We start from the raw sequence: 20361 nt of genomic DNA on the forward strand, positions 1-20361 counted from the left end.
ACTGACATCGACAGCATTCGGGGTAAACTCGTATAATAAGAGGAAATGGGATGATGGGAGTGAACCAAGCGAGTTTATGATATACATACTGGCTTTCATATTGTCTTTTGCTGTCGTGGTTCTGCTGATTCCGCCACTGGGCCGACTGGCGCACAAACTGGATTTTGTGGACAAGCCCCGGGAAGATGTGGAGCGTAAGCTGCACAGGCAACCGATACCACTGACGGCGAGCTACGCGATATTTACCGGATTTTTCCTGACATACATTGCTCTGACGAAAGAACTCACGTGGGAAACTGCTGCACTGGTTGCAGGTGGTATGCTTCTCCTGACGATTGGCACGATTGATGACTGGTACAAAACCAAAGGCAAGGATTTTCCCGCTCTGCCTAAAATGATTATTCAGGTCTCGGCTGCGGTGCTCGTATTTGCTTCCGGCATTGCGTTTACCGGATTCGTGAACCCATTCAATGCAGAATATGTGCTGCTTCCGATCTGGCTGCAATTCATTCTGACGATTCTGTGGATTTTCGGTGTAACAACCGTCATTAACTTCTCCGATGGCATGGATGGACTGGCAGGCGGCCTATCCGCAATCTCGGCCATTACGCTGTTTATTGTAGCGATCACGAAGGGACAGAGTGATTCCGCACTTATGTCCATCACGCTGGTTGGGGTAACGCTCGGCTATCTGAAATACAACAAGGCTCCAGCCAAAGTGTTTATGGGGGATGCAGGCGCTACGTTCCTTGGCTTTATTCTGGCCGTTATTGCACTTGATGGTGCATTCAAACAAGCGACGATGCTCTCTATCTTCATCCCGATTCTGGCGCTGGGCGTACCGATCTTCGATAATATTTTCGTAGTGATCAAACGTTTCCTGCAAGGCAAAGCGATTTACCAAGCCGATGCAAGCCAGGCTCACTATCGTCTGCTACGTGCCGGTCTAAACCACAAGCAGGTCGTAGCCGTGCTCTATCTGGTCAGCACTTGTCTGTGTCTGTCCTCGATTATTTTATTGTTAGTGGATATGTAAAAAATTAGCTTGTTCTAACAAGCCGTAAATATTAGCTATGTATGAATCGAATAGTAATACCAAAAGCCACCCTTCAAGTCTGATGAGGGTGGCTTTCTTATTACAATGCTTTTGAATCGGAATCCGTATTCTTTCTCACTATTAGCGAAAACCTATGATTTCACTGCACCTGCCATTGCCCCGCCAACAATAAACCGTTGCAGCGCAACGTATAGCACCACTAGCGGCAGTGTGACAATAAGGATACCACACGCCAGCAGCGGCCAGTTATTCATGTACTGCCCATAGAACGTGAACAGTCCCTTGGTCACCGGCTGGTAATTCGGATCAGACAGATAAATGGTTGGCCCGATAATATCATTCCATACCCCAATCGCTGTTAGAATGATGCCTGTCGCCAGAATGGGCTTCATCAGCGGAACAAGGATCGTGAACAAATACCGGGTGTATCCGCATCCGTCCATGGCTGCCGCCTCATCCAGCTCGCGTGAGACCGACTTGATATAACCGACAAACATCAGAAATGCAATGCCCGTGCCCGTCGTTTTCAGCAAAATGTAGCCCGTCTGGGTATTATACAGACCCAGTTGATTAATCAAAGAGAACTGCGGAATCAGCGGATTCGGCAAATACATCGAGATCAGAAAGAAAATATAGATCAGCGTACTGAACTTCACATATCTGCGCGCAAGTGGAAATGCAGCAAACACGGATAAAATCAACGTCAGCAATGTAGACATGCCTGTATAAAGCACACTATTCCACATGTATTGCGAGAAGCTGCCCTTGGTCCACGCTTCAGCAAAGTTCTCCAGCCGAATGCCCTCCGTAAGTGCTACGGGATTCAGCAAATACTCTGTTTGTGTTTTCATCGACACATTAAACAGGTAGAACAGAGGGAAGACGTATAACGCAAGCATCAGCAGCACAATGATGTAGCTGATCGTTCTGGACGTACTACTCTGCTTCATTATACCTCCACCTCCCTTCTACGAAGATAGAATAAAGCAACCATAGAGATGGTAAACACAAACAGGAATTGAATCATGGCTACCGCAGAAGCCAGACCGTAATCGGCTGTGCCGCTGCCAAACGCCGTTGCATACACGTCAAACGCCAGCGTTGTTGTATTAAACTTACCGCCTGTGAGCACGTAGATAATGTCAAAGGTCTGCAACGCACCAATGATGGACAACAGCATATTCACAGTAAAAGAAGGCGCAATCATCGGGAATGTAATGTTCGTAAACGCCTTCCACCCCGATGCACCGTCCATATAGGCCGCCTCGTACAGATCATTCGGAATTGTTTGCAGTCCCGCAAGAAAGATCGTCATGGAGTAGCCCATGTACATCCAGATCTGTACGAAAATAATCAGCTCAAAGGCAATGTTGTAATCTCCGAAGAAATTGGAGCTGGTGCCAAAGAAGTTCAGAATCGACTGCGCTGGCCCGCCGAGCGGATTCGCTACAAGCTGCCAGATCAGTCCAGACACCGTCACACCCAGCACAACGGGCAAAAAGAATACCGCACGATACAGCTTGTCGCCCCGAAGCTTTTTGTTAATCAGAATCGCCATAAACAGACCTATTGCATTCTGGATGATGACTACAGCAAACGCAAAATACAAGGATCGTCCTATCGCATCCAGACGGTCTCCCGCATTAGAGGCGCCAAAGAAGGTTTTATAATTTTCCAAGCCGATAAAGCTCCACGTCTGCCCCCGCACACCCGTCGCATCCGTAAATGAAAACAGCACCGTGACGAGAGACGGACCAAAGCCAAACACGACATAAAGCAGCAGCGGAATGCTCAGATACAGATAAGGAATCAGCCGTGCCTTCCCTTTTCCAAACGGGTACATCTTCCTCACACCTTTCATCGGGTAAAACTAACCAAGGAGGTTACAAAAAGAGAAAACAAAAACGGAATAACAGCTTGGGTTAGTTTGGCCTGAAGGCTCTAACCCCAAGCGCTATTCCGATGAGTGTGTTATTTCGAAGCAGCTGCATCCCAGTCTGCCTGAGATTTGCTTGCAAGCTCCTCAGGTGTAGCAATGGGTCCAGCTGGTTTGAGCATCTCTGCGTGTACACTGGATTCGGCAATGTACTGGCCTACGTTCTGACGATTGATAAACAACTGATCCCAGGAAAGCTTAAAGTTCTCCAGGTAGGGTTGGATTTCTTTAATAAATTCGCTCGTAATCTGCACATCTGGCTGTGTTGGAAGGAATCCCGCTGCGTTAACGAAATCAGTATAATTCTCTTTCTCCGACAGCATTTCAAGCCACTTTATGGCATATTCCTTGTTCGGCGATTTGTCTACGACCATCCAGGTCATATCGTATTTACCAGCCAAGTCCTTGTTCTTCGCCGCATCATCGCTACCCGGAATCGGGAAATAACCAAACTTGAGGTCCGGGTTAGCCGCCTGAATCGTCGTTGCATCCCACGTGCCGTCAGCGATCATCGCCACCTTGCCTGTCGCAAACAGACTTGGCAGTGTACCATAGTCGATACCCATAAAACCAGGCATGGCGCTGTTCATCAACGTTTGAGCCTTCTGCAATACTTCGATCTGCACCGGATCAGTCAGCTTGGTTTGACCCGTCCACAGACCTTTGATGTAGCTCAGTTGATCGTCATGAATGGAGGCTTGAAGCCCCTGCACTGCAAGACCAATCGGCCACACATCTTTGCCTGCAAAGCCCAGCGCTTCTACGCCGTTATCTTTGAACACCTTGATAACGTTTTGAAGCTCATCCCAGGTTGTCGGTACTGCCAGATTGTATTTGGCAAAAAGGTCCTTATTGTAGAAGAGTCCGGTAAAGGCCACTTTACCCATGTTGACACCGTACACCTTGTCGTTGTACGTCATCGCATTTTGCACATCAACCTCATTATAATTTTGGATCAAATTCTGACCCGACAGATCACTAATCAATCCTGCATCAATCCACTGCTTCCACATCGGATCAGCCGCACCCTTGGACCAGTCTTGCGGAGCACCCACAAAGCTGGACTTCAGCGGAATAATATCCACATCACCTGTGCTGCCGGCATTCATCCGCGTCTGCATCAGCTGATCATACGTAGCATCAGCCGGAACCGTCGTATACTCCACCTTCACATCGGGATATTTCTCTTCGAATTTGGCATTAAACTGTTTGATGTAATTGTTGATATTTTCTTGCTGCCAGTGAATGATCTTTAACGTCACCTTTTTGCCGCTATCTGTAGACGCCTTCCCATCCGAATCCGTAGAATTGCTGTTACATGCTGCAAGCACAAACAATAAAACGGTTACAAGTGTGAGCCATAACAATTTTCTTTTCATATCACTTTCCCCCAGCCATTCAAGAGTGATTTACGCATTCGTAAACTCAGTAATATTGAAATTTACGAAATCAGTTTCGTTAAATACACCCTCATTATGACTTCGCCAGATAAATTTGTAAATACTTTATTTACTTTTTTTCAATATATTAGTCGTAAACCTTGTTATATCAGAGGTTTTAAGACTTGAACGTGAGAGTTCACGAAACCCATTCTACGAAACACACAAATACTCATACAAAATCAGTGTGCATTCACCTCTCTTTCTCCTCTGAAAAAAGGGTTGGATATCTGAACAGAAGCTATAAATCCACTAAAATACCACTATACTTTCGCAGTTTTCAGATTTGTACGTATAAAATATATACGCACATAGCACATTCCCCCTCCATGAACCCTTTACTTTATTGACTCTCTGGTGGTTGTGACATAGAATGTTGGCAAGAATGCATAAAGAGACACAGCCACAATCTACGAAACTAGTTTAGAATTTGAGGGATGCATATGAATATCAAAACGATAGCTCGTTTAGCCGGCGTGTCTGTTGCAACGGTGTCCAAAATTATTAACAACTACCCCGATATTGGCGATGAGACGCGCCAGCGTGTGCTCAAAATTATGGAGGAAACTGGCTACCGCCCCTCCTCTTCCGCCAAAACACTTGCCACCAAGAAATCTCATCTGGTGGGTGTTGTGTTTGCCGGAAAACTGAATGTGGATTTCAGTCACCCGTTCTTTGTAGAGGTCATCAATGCCTTCAAAAAACAGATCGGGCTGTTAGGATACGATCTGCTCTTCTTTTCCAATGAGAAGTTTCTCGAGCAGGGGGAGGACTATCTGGCGAGGTCCAAATATTTTCAAGTGGATGGCTGCATTATTATTGCCGGGGATGAGGTAGAGAGCAGTGTATCTGACCTTGATGCCAGCCCTATTCCATGTATCGGGATTGATATCGAGCTGACCGGACAGAACTCCTGTTACATCATGTCTGATAACGAAAAAATATCGACCAAAGTGGTGGAGCAGTTCTATATGAACGGATATCGCGATCTCGGATTTATCGGACTCCAGCGCGCCTCCATTGTGATGCAGCAGCGGGAAAACGCATTTAAACAAGCACTAAAGCAGTTTAGTCTCGAAGAACGGCCCGAATGGCTTGTGTACAGTAAGGACTACGCTGCTACGGATGGTTACGAGGCTGCCAAACAGCTGTTAACGGCCGATGTATTGCCTCGTGCTGTTTTCGCCGCAACGGACTTGCTCGCATTCGGAGCTATACGTGCCTTTAAAGAGGCTGGGCTACGTGTGCCCGAGGACATCGCCGTAGCTGGATGCGACGACATTGAAGCCTGCCGTTACAGTGATCCGCCGCTAACCACCGTAAAACAGGACACAGACAAAATCGGGCGCCTGGCTGCCATGATCCTGTTTGATCTGATGAACAAACAGATGGACAATCGCTGCATCAAAGTGGAGCCAGAGCTTGTAATTCGACGTTCCTGCGGCACCTTGCCCACAGGTTAACAAATGTTCGTAAGCAGGAGCAGCTTGAGACTGTCTTGCGGAATAAATCGATGGTTATCCAGCTTAGCGAACACTGGTGCTTGAATGCCAGAGCACGAGCAACGTTCTAGTCGAATTGCTCACATGTAAGGTTGAGTAAATTAGGCATTACCTCTGATGGACGTTGGGAACGTTGACTTGCCATTGCCATTGTCATTGTCATTGTCAAAAGGATGCCAGAGTGTCTGGTGAGATTGGTGGTGGATACGGCGTACGTTGATAGTACATTTGATGCTGGCTTGCCTCTGTATTGGTCAGTCCCTGACCCTTGCCTATCCAGCAATACATTCGCGCTTGCATCCCACTCTTTGGTACTTGGCCGATGTCCCCATTGATGCTCGATGTTCACTGTTGGTTGTCAGTCGATACGGCGGGGACACTGTGCTTTAACGATCTCCAGAAGCCCTATTTGCCGGATTTGAGCTGTTTAGTATTTCTAACGATCCCCAGGAGCGCTATTCCATCCGAAATGAGGCATTTCAGGCTATTTTCGAGCGAAAACGAGTAAATAGCGTTTCTCAGGATCGTTAGAATTTGAAAAGGGCTGGAATGTGCCGAATAGCGTCATCTGAGATCGTTAGCCGAAATTGAGCCAAGTACACCCCAAAGTAGTGTGCCTGGCTCAGTCATTCCAGCTGTTTGATGTATTGGCGCTTCATTGGCGCATACCAAAAAGACGAAGCAGGGCTGTGCCTGCTTCGTCTTTTGCCTATTACTTGGAAGCCGCAGGTGGCAGCGGTGTCTCATGCTGGCGATCCAACCAACCTGGCCGGTCCAGCTCAATGAGCTGGCGGTATCGCTCTTCCCGAGACAGCAGCTGTTCGTGAGAACCCTGCATGACAATCTTTCCATTTTCCACAAATACAATCTCGTCCATCTTCTCTGCACCAATCAGGTGATGGGTAACCCAGATTAACGTTTTGCCTTGCAGGCTATCCAGCATGGTGCGCATCAGTTCGCGTTCGGTCACAGGGTCAAGCCCCACGGTCGGTTCATCAAAAATAACAACAGGTGTCTTCCGAAGCAGCACACGTGCCAGCGCGATCCGCTGACGCTCTCCGCCGGAGAAGCGCAGTCCTGTCTCCAGCATCGGGGTATGGTATCCCTGCGGCAACGATTCGATCAAACTAGCCAGGCCTACCTGTGCAGCTGCCTGTCGAATCTCCTCATCTGTTGCATCCGGACGGCCGATCCGCAGATTGTTCGCAACAGTAGTGTCGAAGAGATGCGGACTCTGATTCAGCACCGCTACAACCTCGGTTACGCTCTCGCCCAGCATCTCTACAGGCAGATCATTAATCAATACCCGGCCGGAGGAAGGAGACAACGCACCCTGAATCAGCTTCAACAGCGTTGATTTGCCACCACCACTGCGACCAAGGATTGCCAGCCGTTTGCCCTGTGGCAGACACAGGGAGATGTCCTGAAGCGCGTATTCCCCTTCGGAGTCATACCGATAACTCACCTGCTCCAGCGCAATATCCGCACGAAGCTTGGGCGGAATTCGCAGACGAATTCGTCCATCTGCCTCAGGAATGCTGTCCTTCTCATACTCCCCAATCGAAATGGACTGCCGCTCGCTATCCCTTTCACGATCCTTGCTTCGATCTTGGCTTCTATTGTTGTCTATACGTTTGCTTCTATGGTCTCTCTCTTTACGACTAAACGCATCCGTTCCTGGTTGTGTTCCCTCTTGTCCTTCCAACCTGTTTAACCGCTCCAATGATTCACGGTAATCCGGCACATGCCCAAGCGCGTCGCCTACAGGCAGCAGAGATTCCGTTAACGGAAACAACACCAGCACGAAGGCAGCAATCATAACCGCAGGCAGTTGGGCAACAGATGCCGCTTGCCCTGCCCACAAGGTCACCGAAACCACCATCAGCCCAATGACACATTGTGCAATGAAATCGCGCCACCGGCTCCAGCGCCGCAATCTGCGGCGAAGCTGATCCGCTCGCTCCTCATCCTCTTCCTGCCATTGTACAAATGCCGCCGCTCTACCACTGGCGATCCAGTCCCCAAGCCCAAGCACACCGTCAGTGAGACGTGTGTAAAGCTTGCTGTTTTCTCTTTTGAGCTGCACACGCCATCTCCAGGTTAATCTCAGGGATATTGCAGGCAGTATCACTGCAATAAATAACATATACAGCGCCATCCATACGGCAAACATCGGATCAACACTGCCAAAAGCAAGCACAGCCACACCATAGATTATAAGTGCCGTCACCGCCGGAAATACAGTCCGCAGATAAATATCCTGCAAACGCTCCACGTCATCGGCAAGTGCCCCAAGCACATCACCGGTCTGCATGCGCGAGCGCAAGAACAGGGCCTGCGGCTCCAAAATGCGGTACAGCTTCACCCGCTGATCTGCAAGCACACGCAGGACAGCATCATGCCCCGCGAGTCGTTCGACATAGCGGAACACTGCCCGAAAGATCCCGAAGGCACGTACACCTACAATCGGGACGTACACCATCAGTATGTTTTCGGGACGCAGCGCAGACTTCGAAATCAGATATCCAGAGGTGAACAGCAGCATCACCGCACAGAGCGCTGCACATGTGCCTAGTGCAATTGCACCAAGAAATCTCCAGCGGTACTGTGCTGCGTATGGAGCGATCCAGCTGCTTTTTGGTTGCTCATTCTGTTCTGTTCCCACCCTTGAATATCCGGATTTCATCTCATATCGCCTCCATCTGCGCCTGAATCATGTGATAATATACTCCTCGTCTTGCCAGCAGTTCCTGATGTGTTCCCATCTCCGCTACTGTGCCGCCCTCCATAACGATAATGCGATCCATATGTGGCATCCAGTGCAGACGATGTGTAGCCAGAAAGACAAGCTTGCCTTCAAACAGCGGCAGCATCGTCTGCTTCAGCTCATATTCGGTCTCCACATCCAGATGTGCTGTAGGCTCATCAAGCAGGAGAACACTGCGTTCACTCAGCAAAGCTCTTGCCAGTGCAACACGCTGCTCCTGACCGCCGCTGAGCTGTCTGCCTCCTGCACCAATCTCTTCATGCAAACCGTCCGGCAGCGATGACAACAGCTTTGTCAGCCCCGCCGCCTGAGCAGCCTGAGCGACCTCGGCATCGGATGCCTCCGGCACGTAAAAACGAATGTTATCGGCAATCGAGCCGCTGAAAATATAAGGATGCTGCGGAATTGCCGCCGTCTGGCTTCGCCAAGCTCTGAGCAGCTCCGGGGTAAGAGACTGACCATTAATCAGCACTTGCCCGGCTGTTGGAAGCTGGAAACCTGCAAGTACATCAATCAGCGTTGATTTTCCGGCTCCGCTGGCGCCAATAATCCCGATTTTGCCAAGCCCCGTCAGCTGAAATGTCACATCCCGAAGAGAATAAGGTCCTTCCGCTTCATGCTGAACCTGAATATCTGTCAGCGCAAATCGGCTACAATCTCCCCACGAAAACATGGGATCTGCTAAATCGACAGAATTCAAGGCATTCGGAGATTCAGCATTCGCACCACGATTGGAATAGGCGTCAGACAACCTCATCTCATGCTTATCCCGATTAAAAACAACGCGCAATCGCAAAGCAGCAGGAGTCGGTGTCGCTGGCGTGTCTGGTATGCTTGATGTATTTAGTCTATTGGAGATGTCTGATTTAGTATGACCTTCGAGCCCGTTTCCATGATTCACTACACCTGCATAGGCCTCCATCTCACGCTGCTCTGCAGCCTTGCCCCGTGCTATCACTTCATTGATCGCTTCCCCGGCTTCCTTGCCATCCAGTGTTGCATGATAATCCGCACCCAGCATACGCACAGGCAGGAAATATTCCGGCGCCAGAATCAACACCGTCAGGGCTGGACCAAGCAGCATATTTCCTTCCGTCAGACGAAGCCCTAGCCCGACAGCCACCGAGGCAACGGACAGCATGGTGAAAAAATCGAGCGCAAATGAGGATAAAAACGCCATGCGAAGAGTGGACATCGTTGCTTTGCGATACCGCTGGCTCACACGCATAATGGAGCCTTCGTGCGTTTTGCTTTGTCCCAGCGTCTTGAGTGTTTCCAGTCCACGCAGCGTATCTACAAAATGGTTCGCCAGCGCTTTGTAGGATTTGAACTGTCCGTCTATTTTGCGCTGGGTCGCGAGACCAATCAGAATCATAAACACAATCAGAATCGGCAGTGTCAGCATCAAAATCACACCAGACAGTGTATCCAGCTTGAACACGTATAGCAGAAGGATCACAGGTGTAAATCCCGTGCCAAGCATACGTGGTATAAACAGCTCCAGATACGTTTTGTACTGAGCAATCCCCTCACGCGCCAGCGTCACCAGATGTCCTGTACCCTCCGTTTTGGCATAACGCGGACCAAGCCGAAACCACTGCTCCGTCATCTGTCTGCGCAGGTCCGTTCCCGTTCTCTCCGCATAACGTGTAGTGACAAGCTGTAGCCAGAAGGAGAGGGCATAGCGGGCGGCAAAAGCAGCCAGAAACAGCATCAGGACAGTAACCTGCGACGAGACAGCAGCACCTTCAAACAATGCCGTAATGGCCTGTGCCAGCCATTTGGCCTGCATTATAATGGTCATCGCCTGCAGCAGCACCAGCACAGAGGCCAGCGCAAGTACCGGCCGGATGCCCGGCAGCTTCATCAGCCCGCGTCCCATGTCAGTACTCCAGGTGGTGCTGCTCGGTCAGACGTTTGCGGAAAATATAATAGCTCCAGATCTGATACCCAAGCACAAATGGCAGCAAAGTGCAGGCAACAATGGTCATTACTTTCAACGAATAAGAACCGGATGCCGCGTTATATACCGTCAGGTCAAATGCCGAACCAAGCGAGCTTACGATGACTCTCGGGAACAATCCGATAAATACCGATGCAAAGGCAATCGCAATCACTGCCCCTGTCATCCCGAAAGCCCAGCCTTCACGTTTCTGACGAATGAAGTACGCAGCAAGAGCAAACGCAACCGCGCCAAGCACCACCATGATCCAGAGCGCCCAGCCGCGAACGGTGAACACATCGGTCATTGCATAGGTCAATACCGCGTATAGAACCAGAACTACAGCCAGCGGCATCATCAACTTCTGCGCGAGATGCAGCGCCCGTTCTCTAAGCTCGCCCACCGTACGAAGGGAAGCAAATAACAGCCCGTGAACCAGGCACAGCAACGTTACACTCAAGCCGCCTACGACGCTGTATGGATTTACAATGTCCAGGAATCCGGCATGCATCTGCATCTGCCCGTCAATCGGCAGACCTTTCATCATGGTTGCAAACACAACTCCAAGCAGGAATGGCAGCAGCGCACTGGCTACCAGAATGATGATGTCCCATGTTTTGCGCCAGCGCTGCTGCTTCATTTTACTGCGGAACTCGAAGGCAACCCCGCGGCCGATGAGCAATAGCAGTACAACGACAAGCGGCAGATAGAATCCGCTGAACAGCGTTGCATACCAGTGCGGGAAAGCCGCAAACATTGCACCGCCCGCAGTCAGTAGCCAAACCTCATTTCCATCCCAGAACGGACCAATAGAGTTGATCAGCGTACGGCGTTCACGATCTGTTTTGGCAATCAGTCCGGTAGACATGCCCACCCCGAAGTCGAAACCTTCAAGAAAGAAAAATCCGATGAACAACACGGCAATCAGTACAAACCACAGCTCACTTAGTAACAACGGAATACCCCCCATCCATGCCAAACGGATCGGCCGACTCATCATGATCTTCCGACTTATCAACGGCATACGGTCCTGCTTTGATTTTGCGTACAAACAGATACACCATCACGGCCCCAAGAACGGTATATGCGGCTGTGAAAGCAATCGTGGAGAATAAAATCATACCTGCGGATACGTTAGGTGATACACCCGCATCGGTCGTCATATATCCAAATACTGTCCATGGTTGTCTGCCGACCTCGGTCATGATCCAGCCTGCTGTATTGGCTATAAACGGCAATGAAATGGCAAAGACCATCAAACGCATAAACCAGGGTTTTGCGACCTCCAGCTTTTTGCGCCAAGCCAGATACGTTCCATACATCGCCAGCAGAATCATCAATCCGCCCGCAGCGATCATGACACGGAAGCTCCAGAACGTCGTGCGTACAGGCGGGATGTAGTCTCCTGGTCCATACGTTTGCTGATACTCGGCGTTCAGCTCCTTCATGCCTTTAACGCTACCTGAGAATTTGCTGTAGGACAGGTAACTGAGCAGTCCAGGGATTTTGATCTCCCCTGAATTCTCCTGATTCTTCGTATCAATGGAGGCAATCACCGTCCATGGTGCAGGGTCCTCCGTTGTCGTCCATGTGCCTTCACTTGCAGCCATCTTCATCGGCTGTGTTTCCACCAGATACTGTGCCTGGAAGTGCCCTGAGAAAGCCACACCCAGAGAGGAAACGAGACCGATAATAATCGCAATGTTGAAGGATCTGCGGAACACTTCCACATCTTGTTTTTTCATCAGCTTGTAGGCACTGATGCCCGTTACGACAAAGGCTCCTGTCATTAGAGCGCCAAAGATGGTGTGCGGAAATTCAACGAGAAGCTGACCATTCGTAATTAATGCAAAGAAATCATTCATCTCAGCCCGGCCATTATTCAGCGCGAAGCCAACTGGATGCTGCATAAACGAGTTGGCCGCGAGAATCCACAGCGCCGACAGGAATGTACCTGTGAATACAAGCCAAATACAAGCCAAATGGACTTTTTTGGACAAACGATCCCAGCCGAATATCCATAAACCAATAAATGTAGACTCCATAAAAAAGGCAAGCAGTGCTTCAATCGCCAGTGGCGCGCCGAAGACGTCACCGACAAATCGGGAATACTCCGACCAGTTCATGCCGAACTGGAATTCTTGCAAAATACCGGTAACGACGCCGACGGCAAAGTTGATCAGGAACAGCTTGCCCCAGAATTTGGCCATCGTTTTGTAGATTTCCTTCCCCTTGGCAACATACAACGTCTCCATAATCGCAACCAGCAGCACAAGGCCAATGGACAGCGGTACGAAGAAAAAGTGGAAAATCGTTGTAAGTGCGTATTGGATACGCGATAACATAATCGGATCCATACCTTTACCCCTTCTTTCTGTTCGCTTTAGCAAGATACGTAAGTGGCGTTGAAGCGTTCATCTTCGCTGTCTGTTCTCCAAATACGTTGATGAACGTATTGTGCCAGATTACGCATAACTCACATGTGAGAATTATCACAATACCCACCTCCTCTGCAAAAAAAAGTGACCTCGGTCACACAATAGATAAAATTAAGCCTATTAATCGGCCCCATCTGCTGCAGCTTCGTTTGCCCGGCGCACGCATCAATAGCTCCTTTACTGCCGCCTTACGGGCTGTACGTCGCATGTATTATTGGAAGATGTTCATGTTTGGGGCAGAACCCCCATATGTTAGTGTCAGGCGGTTCACGCACATGCGGTTTGCTAAAGCGCTTTACATAGAAAGTCAGCCTTTTACTAAAGCGAGGTGAATGAAGGTTGGAACGTACAGAACCGTTAACAAATACAGATTCCTCGTCAACACCCGGCTGTGCTGCTGCAGAGAAACAGGCTGAGCAGGAGTTGGCAGCAGACACAGTCCCTTCGGTTCAATATGTGCTTTTTCCGCGCAAGGGGGGCTGGTCATCATTTCCCTACCCTGACATTGTTGCCTTATTTGCAGCCGAGCGAGGAACGCTCGCCTACGTCAGTAGCCGCAGCGCTGAGCAAGAGCAACTCCCGGCGTCCATTGAGGTCATCCCCTTGTCAGAAGCCGAGAAGCGTTTGCAGGAGCCAAGGACAGTCGCAGTTGTCACCCATCCTTATTGGCTGATGGCTGTTGCTGCCATGCGGCCAGAAGTATGTATTGCGCTCTTGCCAGAGCCTGTTGGAGATGAAGCTGCATCTCCCCTCTGGGAAAGCAGTATTTCGAGACTGGTTGGTACTGCCGATCTGGTAGGCACCTCCTCGGAAACCCGGTACATGAAGCTGCTTTTTCAAGGTACTCGCGCGATCTGGCTTGGCGGTGAGGACCCTTCGCCCGCCGGTTACATCAATCATGACGGCCGGAGCATTCCGCTGCGGGATTATGAGCTATTTTTCTTACATGCACTGCGGCAGGTTCTGACCGGGATACCCGACAGCATCACATCACTTCAATGCCGGGTGCGAGCCGACTACTACAGAGAGCTTCGAGCCAAGGCTGGCGCTCATGAGACGATCTCCTTTCTCCTGTCGGCTTATGAATATTTACTGGAGGACAATCATGCGGCCGATTCACTAAAAGAAGCCTTCTCTCATGCAGTGATGCATGGTCGGCAGGACTGTATTCAGTCCCACTACCGTTTCCTCTCGGCGATCCATGCCAGATCAGGTCAGACCGAGCAGGCTTTACAGGTGTATGGCATAAGTGCAGGAAACGAGCAGGAACGACATCATTATGAGCAGTTGTGCCGCTGGCTTGAAGCGGGCGAAGAGCAGCTGGTTCAAGCCGAGCTACTCCGTATCAACGATGATTACGGCAGTGCCATGCGTATTCTGGATGAGCTTGGCGGGGAAACGTCACGGCACTGGAAGTTCCGCATTTATCAGGAAACAGAGCGTGTGGAGGAAGCCTTGGCATTGATTCATGCCAGTGACATTCAGGACGGGGCCAGTCTTCGGCAATACCGGCAATTATCGGGGGCAGCACTGGCTCTTCGGGGGGAACGCCACGGTGCGGTGAGGCTGTTTCTGGAAATAGCTGTAGAGCATGAAGATGCTTTAGCCGGAATCCTGGAACTGGAGTTGCTGGATCAAGCCGTGCAGCAGCTCCTTGGGGAGGTGCCTTAATGATGGACCCGAAGAAGCGCAGAACCCTTGGGAGCAGACCGATTTTAAAGGATACACTCCAACAGAAATCACCTGCAGCACAGCAAGGTCTGGAGGTAAGTGGCGATCATACAATGGAGCTGGGTATGAATCCGATGGAGGGGCTGAAAACCTCTGCAATGAATGAGCTGGCTCTCGGCGCAAACAATGAACCCTTTAACGCTGCGACAAATGAACCGGATGCTTGTTCGATAAATACATCTTATATCCAGCCGCCAGTTGGAGTTGAGGCTTCCAATTCCGAAGTCGAGGACTCGACCAGTCAGGTCACTCACCAGATTCATCGCGTCGTAAACTCGCGGATCGAAGAAGAGCCGCATTCTCTGTCATTGCAGGACAGGGAGGTGAATGCTTTTACACAATCCAATGCTGTTCGAAGGGTACGCAAAATTCAAAACAACAAGCTGACAGCTATGCTTCAGGTGCGCAACGAACAAGGTCGGTATCTGGAGGAAGTGCTGCATGACCTGAGTGAATTCGTGGATGAAATTGTCATCGTCGATGATGCCAGCACAGATGGAACGCCCGATATATGCAGCGCCTTTCCCAAGGTGGTCCGACTGGAGGTGCTGGAGAAGCCGCTCTTTGCGGAAGAATGGCGTCTGCGCAATGCGCTGTGGCAAGCAGCTGTCAGCACAGCCCCGGACTGGCTGCTCTCGGTTGACGCCGATGAGCTGTACAGCAGCGAAGCCAAGAAGGCTATACGCAAGCTTATTAATCAGGACTACGCAGACTGGTTTGCCTTCCGCTTCTACGATATGTGGGGCGGCCGAACCCACTATCGCGAGGATGAGCTCTGGTCCATGCACAAGCGGCATACAGCTACTCTTGTCCGTTACATGCCTGGCTATCCTTACTTCTATCCGCAGCAGAACCATCATGTTCCCAGACTCCCGTTATCCTGCACGGTACTCCCGGGTGTTCATACCGAATTGAAGGTACAGCATCTCGGCTGGGCTGGCAGTCTGGAGGACAGGGTACGCAAATATTTGCGTTACAAACGTATTGACCCACACGGGGAGTGGGGAAATCTGGCGCAGTATGAATCCATTCTGGACCCTGAACCAAGGCTTCTCCCCTGGAAGGAGGAACCGTAATATGGGCATAGTCAGCATACTCACACACAGCTTCACCGATGGGTATAACCGGGAGTTCAGCCGAGTCTTCGGCGGCGGGCTGGAACGGTACATTCTTGATCTATGCCGCGTCATCCGTGGACTCGGTCATATTCCCGAGGTGCATCAATTGTCCTATTTCGAAGCGTTCCAGACGAGAACTGAGCAGATTGATGTCTATGGCTACGAATATGACATGAATAATGTGCCTGAGGCCTTTGAGCGGATGGCCGCTGCAGCTCGCGGTCCGATCATCTATGCAAGCTGCCTTTGGCAGCCCATTCACTACAAGCCAGGCAGCCTTGGAATATGTCACGGCATTAACTGGGATCGTCCGGGGCTGCCGCTGGATACGAAACGTCAGGTTGCCGATCATATTCAGCTGGCGCTGGATGGTCTGGTGCGTATCGTTTCAGTAGATTCCCATTTTCAAACCTTCTGTCGTGCCGCCTGTACTTATACGGATTCAGAACAAATCGTGCTGATCCCCAATGCGGTTGATACCTCGTACTTTATCCCGGCTCCGCCCAGAAGGACACTTGCACAGCAGCATGAACAAGAATGGCTGGCGGCTTGGAAGCAAGACACCGCGCTGCAAACCGAATATGCAGACATGATCATTGCAGCGTCTGGAGATACAGTGGCTGCCCGATATCCTGAGACGGAGAACGATAATGAACAGGAGAAGGGGCTCGTTAATGACCATCATGCAAATCGGATTAACGCTTCCGATGTTCTCCCTACTGGCAAAGAAGAATTTGCCGGATTATCTGTCCACCCGGAGCTTGAATGTACAGATGATGAGCCCGCTGCTTCTCGCCCCATCCGCATTTTGTATCCACGTCGCATCAGCAGCGAGCGCGGTATTATTCCGATGATGCTGGCGGCAGATAAGCTGCTGGGGGCTTTTCCGAATGTGGAGATTGAATTCGCCGGAGAGCTGGTGGAGGGCAGCACGGTGGGCAGAGCCTTCCGCTACTGGCAGCGCACACATCCGCATACAGCGCGAATCCGTCAGCATACGTATGATTTCAGAGATATTCGTGACGCGTATCATCAGGCGGATATTGCTGTCATTCCTACATTATTCTCGGAGGGCACCTCCTACGCTTGTCTGGAAGCCATGAGCTGCGGGCTCCCGGTTATCGCCTCCAACGTAGGCGGGCTCAATGATCTGATTCAGGACGGATTCAACGGATTGCTTGTACCCCCAGGCGAGCAGGCACTGACTGCTGCACTCGTTCGACTCGTTCAGGATCGCGCTGAACGAGAACGGCTTGGCATATATGCGCGTGAAACGGCGCTCTCCTATGATCTGTCCATATGGCAGAGCCGCTGGAGCAGGGTGCTGAATGCTTTTTTAACGGAAACCGGAATCAAGGAGGGGATTCGGACATGATGGATACACCGCTCACGATGGAAATGATGGAATCCAGGTATATTCGGCAAAGTGACCCGAAGACGGATACGCTGATATTCCCGCTTCATCCCGCATGGTGGAGCCGCCCTTACGAATATGAATGGGCGCGGCAATTTGCACGGACAAACGATGTGGTGCTGGATGCAGCCTGCGGCATATCTCACCCGTTCAAATTCTGGCTTACCGATCATTGCCGCGAGGTTCACGCATGTGACTGGGATGAGCGCATTATGTCAGAAGAAGCGATTCGACTGGATATTAAGGCTGATTTTGGTGAGCAGGCGGCCCGAAGCCTACCGGATTCCTATCTCTCCAGGCTCCACCGCGCTCAGGCCAATCTGGCTCAGCTCCCCTATGCAGCCGGGCAGTTCGACCGTGTATTCTGCATCTCTGTGCTGGAGCATCTGGATACCGGTACGATGCTGCGGGCTTTCCGCGAGTTCGCGCGGGTGCTCAAGCCGGACGGACAATTAATTGCGACCTTTGATGTGCCCGAGATGCGCCCCGATCTGCTGGAGACCATTATGGCTGTCACCGGGCTGACCATTGAGGATAAGCTGAATGTGGAGGAACCGGAAGATGCCATCTCCTCTGATATGTACGGTGCCCCTATCCGCTGCTTCCGGGCTGTGATCTGCAAAACGGGCAAGATATAACTGCCGGGTTGCACATGAAAAAGAGAGGTGGGGGGAAACAGTGAATTTTATTAACTATCTGTTTAAATGGGCAAGGGGGAGATCAGAAGCGAGGAAATGACTGCCGGGATGTCCCGGCATTTTTTCTTGATGGAGCACAAGTGTCCGGCGGGATGAACACGCCGGACTACAGGTATGCCAGCAGCAGGATACATTGCTGCTGATAGGTTGGGACATGGGCAGCGCCGGGAGCCGTCAGGCGCAGCAGCATGTGAACGCCCGGTGGGAGGGACCTCGCCGGGCGGCCTTGGGCGGCAGCAGGCCGTGCTGTGATTCGGGCCGCGTACTCGGCCCAGTCACGGGCCAGGCTTTGCCGCCCGGCGAGCAGCGCGAGCGTGCCCGCCAGGAGCGCGTGCGTTGCGAGCGCAGGGGCGGGCCCTTCGCCCGCGCGGGTCTGCTGTGCGTTGCCCGGCGGGACGCCGCATAGCGCCTGCAGCCCGTTGCGGGCGCCTGCGGGTGCGCGCAGCAGCCCGCAACGGGCCGCAGGCGGAAGCGCCGCGAGCAGCGCCAGCGCGGCGCCCGGCGGCTGGGCCTGCAGCAGGCGCAGCCATGCAGGCCAGGCGCCCACGGCGGCGAGCGCCTGCGCAGGCGCAAGCAGCGCGGGCGCACCGGGCGCTGCGGGCTGCTCGCTGACGCGTGGCGCGGCGCCGGGCGACTGCCCTCGCGGAGGCGTCGGGGCCGCTGGGCCGCGCACAGCGCAGCCAGCGGTGTCCACACGCCGCAGCAGCGCATCCGCCGCCCATGCCACTGCGGGCACCGCCGCCTTGGGCGCCGCTGGCCCCTGGCGCTGGGCCACCGGGCGCCCCGCCATGTGCTGCCGCTTGTGGCCCAGCGCCCACAACGCCAGCGCAGCCTCTGGCCCGTGCTGCGCGTGCGCGGCCCAAGGCCGCATGGCCGCGCGGGCGGCTGCATCCTCGCCCAGCTGCGCCAGCGCAAGCCCGCTGGCAAGCGGCTGTGCCCGCAGCGCCGGAGCCAGCGCAGCCGCATGGCGCAGCAGCCACTCTGGCCGATGCGCAGCCAGCGCGGCCGCAACCAACGCTTGCCATGCCGCTGGCGGCAAGCACACCCCCTCGGCTGCGCGAGCAATGGCCTGCGGCCGTCCCGTGGCTGCGCCGAGCAGCAGCAGCCGCTGCCATGCAGCCACGTTGTCCGGCTGCACGCTCAGCGCCGCTGTATAGGCCGCCTCCGCTTCCTCCCAGCGACCGGCCTGTTCATGGGCCATGCCCTCCAGCGTCAACGTGCGGTACGTTCCTGCACCCGACACCGAGGTATATCGGCCAGCTGTCGATGCGGCCGATCTCGCTTGCTTTAACCAGTCCAGAGCATTGTCTGCCCGCGCGTGATCCAGTTCCAGCACAGCACCCAGCTCAAGCAGATCAGGGAAATCTTCATACAAGGGCGCCCATGTCTCCACGATAGCCAGCGCTCTACCATACTGCCCCAGCTCTCTCCAGGCGTACGCCGTTTTCAACACCACATCAGAGTGATATCCACTCTCCGGCAGGAGCTGTGCCAGCAGCGGCAGCAACAGCCGAATCGCCTCACCATACTGGGCCTGCTGAAACCATTCGGCAGCCAGTGCATAAAGCAGCTCCTCCCGATCCGGTGTCTGCTGTAGAGCACGTCGGACCAACTGCATATTGCGTTTGTTTTTACCCTTGGCTGCGATGACATCATCGAGATACCCGTAGTGAACCACCTCTATATCCGACTGACCAATCCCGCTTGGCATAAAAGCATGAATGGAAGATGCCACTTCCTCATGTATCCTGCCGCGAAAAGCAATCCGGGGATCGTTACGGAACAGACGACATACCACATCGGTCACCCGCTCTTCGCCTGTACCGAGCAGACTCGTTACCTTAATCCAGTAACCCCATACCTCCTGACTCGCGGCCTCCAGCCATTCCGATAGTTCCAATTTCGTTCGGTCCGTGCATATCCACTCTTCATCTGCATCAAGTACCAAAATCCACGAATAACTCGCAGCAGCAAGTGAAAGATTGCGAGCCTTGCTGAAATCTCCACTCCATTCCATATCCATCATTTCTGCATGATGCCGCCTGGCAATCTCATGCGAAGCATCTGTCGAGCCCGTATCCACAATAATAATCTCATCGACCCAATCGCTTACCGAGCGCAGACAACGATCCAGACATTCACCTTCATCCCTCACTATCATGCACAGACTGATGCCTCTCTTCACCTGCACCCTGCCCTCCTTCCGGCCAAAATCCCCCTGCTGCATTCAGATTGGCACTGGATTCAGCACAGTTCTGTTCAACACTCTCTTGTCACGTCCCGTAGCGTACACACATTGTCATCCTTCTCTATCATCCA

General features: G+C 52.1%; 16 protein-coding genes. 6 read left to right on the forward strand and 10 right to left on the reverse strand.

Annotated features, from left to right (window positions below):
* Window positions 1-76 precede the first annotated feature (76 nt).
* On the forward strand, window positions 77-1036 hold the full coding sequence (locus tag DFQ00_RS07365) for an MraY family glycosyltransferase (protein ID WP_110895818.1): 960 nt from the start codon (window positions 77-79) through the stop codon (window positions 1034-1036).
* Window positions 1037-1188: 152 nt separating this feature from the next.
* Here the strand turns inward: DFQ00_RS07365 and DFQ00_RS07370 are convergent, their stop codons facing one another.
* The 3 genes from DFQ00_RS07370 to DFQ00_RS07380 form a co-directional block, all read right to left on the reverse strand.
* A complete protein-coding gene (locus DFQ00_RS07370; RefSeq protein WP_110895819.1) occupies window positions 1189-2007 on the reverse strand; it encodes a carbohydrate ABC transporter permease in 819 nt (272 codons plus the stop codon).
* The gene (locus DFQ00_RS07375; RefSeq protein WP_110895820.1) at window positions 2007-2900 is read right to left on the reverse strand and encodes a carbohydrate ABC transporter permease; all 894 of its coding nucleotides are present in this window, start codon (window positions 2898-2900) and stop codon (window positions 2007-2009) included. The genes DFQ00_RS07370 and DFQ00_RS07375 overlap by 1 nt, the downstream gene beginning before the upstream one ends.
* A gap of 128 nt (window positions 2901-3028) precedes the next feature.
* Window positions 3029-4372, reverse strand: coding sequence for an ABC transporter substrate-binding protein (locus DFQ00_RS07380; protein ID WP_110895821.1), 1344 nt, complete (start codon window positions 4370-4372; stop codon window positions 3029-3031).
* 503 nt (window positions 4373-4875) lie between these two features.
* On the opposite strand from DFQ00_RS07380, the gene DFQ00_RS07385 reads away from it, so the two are divergent.
* A complete protein-coding gene (locus tag DFQ00_RS07385) occupies window positions 4876-5895 on the forward strand; it encodes a LacI family DNA-binding transcriptional regulator (protein ID WP_110895822.1) in 1020 nt (339 codons plus the stop codon).
* A 204-nt stretch (window positions 5896-6099) separates the two neighbouring features.
* On the opposite strand, the gene DFQ00_RS30105 is transcribed toward DFQ00_RS07385, so the two are convergent.
* The 6 genes from DFQ00_RS30105 to DFQ00_RS30110 form a co-directional block, all read right to left on the reverse strand.
* Complete coding sequence (locus tag DFQ00_RS30105) at window positions 6100-6222, reverse strand: hypothetical protein (protein WP_279630391.1); 123 nt, start codon at window positions 6220-6222, stop codon at window positions 6100-6102.
* 424 nt (window positions 6223-6646) lie between these two features.
* Window positions 6647-8620 (reverse strand): amino acid ABC transporter ATP-binding/permease protein, encoded by a 1974-nt coding sequence (locus DFQ00_RS07390; RefSeq protein ID WP_110895823.1) that lies wholly within the window; start codon window positions 8618-8620, stop codon window positions 6647-6649.
* Between the two features lies 1 nt (window position 8621).
* The gene (locus tag DFQ00_RS07395; protein WP_110895824.1) at window positions 8622-10583 is read right to left on the reverse strand and encodes an ABC transporter ATP-binding protein/permease; all 1962 of its coding nucleotides are present in this window, start codon (window positions 10581-10583) and stop codon (window positions 8622-8624) included.
* A 1-nt stretch (window position 10584) separates the two neighbouring features.
* On the reverse strand, window positions 10585-11640 hold the full coding sequence (gene cydB / locus DFQ00_RS07400; RefSeq protein ID WP_244213721.1) for a cytochrome d ubiquinol oxidase subunit II: 1056 nt from the start codon (window positions 11638-11640) through the stop codon (window positions 10585-10587).
* Window positions 11585-13000, reverse strand: a complete 1416-nt coding sequence (locus tag DFQ00_RS07405) for a cytochrome ubiquinol oxidase subunit I (protein ID WP_110895826.1) — start codon at window positions 12998-13000, stop codon at window positions 11585-11587. The genes cydB and DFQ00_RS07405 overlap by 56 nt, the downstream gene beginning before the upstream one ends.
* A 4-nt stretch (window positions 13001-13004) precedes the next feature.
* Complete coding sequence (locus DFQ00_RS30110; protein WP_279630392.1) at window positions 13005-13139, reverse strand: hypothetical protein; 135 nt, start codon at window positions 13137-13139, stop codon at window positions 13005-13007.
* A 281-nt stretch (window positions 13140-13420) separates the two neighbouring features.
* Here DFQ00_RS30110 and DFQ00_RS07410 point away from each other — a divergent pair, with 281 nt between their 5' ends.
* From DFQ00_RS07410 to DFQ00_RS07425, 4 genes are read left to right on the forward strand one after another with little or no spacing between them, the layout of a single operon-like run.
* Window positions 13421-14752, forward strand: coding sequence for a hypothetical protein (locus DFQ00_RS07410; RefSeq protein WP_110895827.1), 1332 nt, complete (start codon window positions 13421-13423; stop codon window positions 14750-14752).
* A gap of 2 nt (window positions 14753-14754) precedes the next feature.
* Window positions 14755-15888 carry a glycosyltransferase gene (locus DFQ00_RS29785; RefSeq protein ID WP_244213722.1) on the forward strand — a complete coding sequence of 378 codons (1134 nt, stop codon included), beginning with the start codon at window positions 14755-14757 and terminating at the stop codon, window positions 15886-15888.
* A gap of 1 nt (window position 15889) precedes the next feature.
* A complete protein-coding gene (locus DFQ00_RS07420) occupies window positions 15890-17305 on the forward strand; it encodes a glycosyltransferase family 4 protein (protein ID WP_110895828.1) in 1416 nt (471 codons plus the stop codon).
* Window positions 17302-17982: a class I SAM-dependent methyltransferase gene (locus DFQ00_RS07425; protein WP_110895829.1), complete on the forward strand. Its 681-nt coding sequence runs from the start codon at window positions 17302-17304 to the stop codon at window positions 17980-17982. Before DFQ00_RS07420 ends, DFQ00_RS07425 begins: the two co-directional genes overlap by 4 nt.
* Before the next feature lie 166 nt (window positions 17983-18148).
* On the opposite strand, the gene DFQ00_RS07430 is transcribed toward DFQ00_RS07425, so the two are convergent.
* Complete coding sequence (locus DFQ00_RS07430) at window positions 18149-20227, reverse strand: tetratricopeptide repeat-containing glycosyltransferase family 2 protein (protein ID WP_167433628.1); 2079 nt, start codon at window positions 20225-20227, stop codon at window positions 18149-18151.
* Between the last annotated feature and the right edge of the window lie 134 nt (window positions 20228-20361).

The organism is Paenibacillus barcinonensis, from assembly GCF_003217495.1.
Classification (GTDB): Bacteria; Bacillota; Bacilli; order Paenibacillales; family Paenibacillaceae; genus Paenibacillus; species Paenibacillus barcinonensis.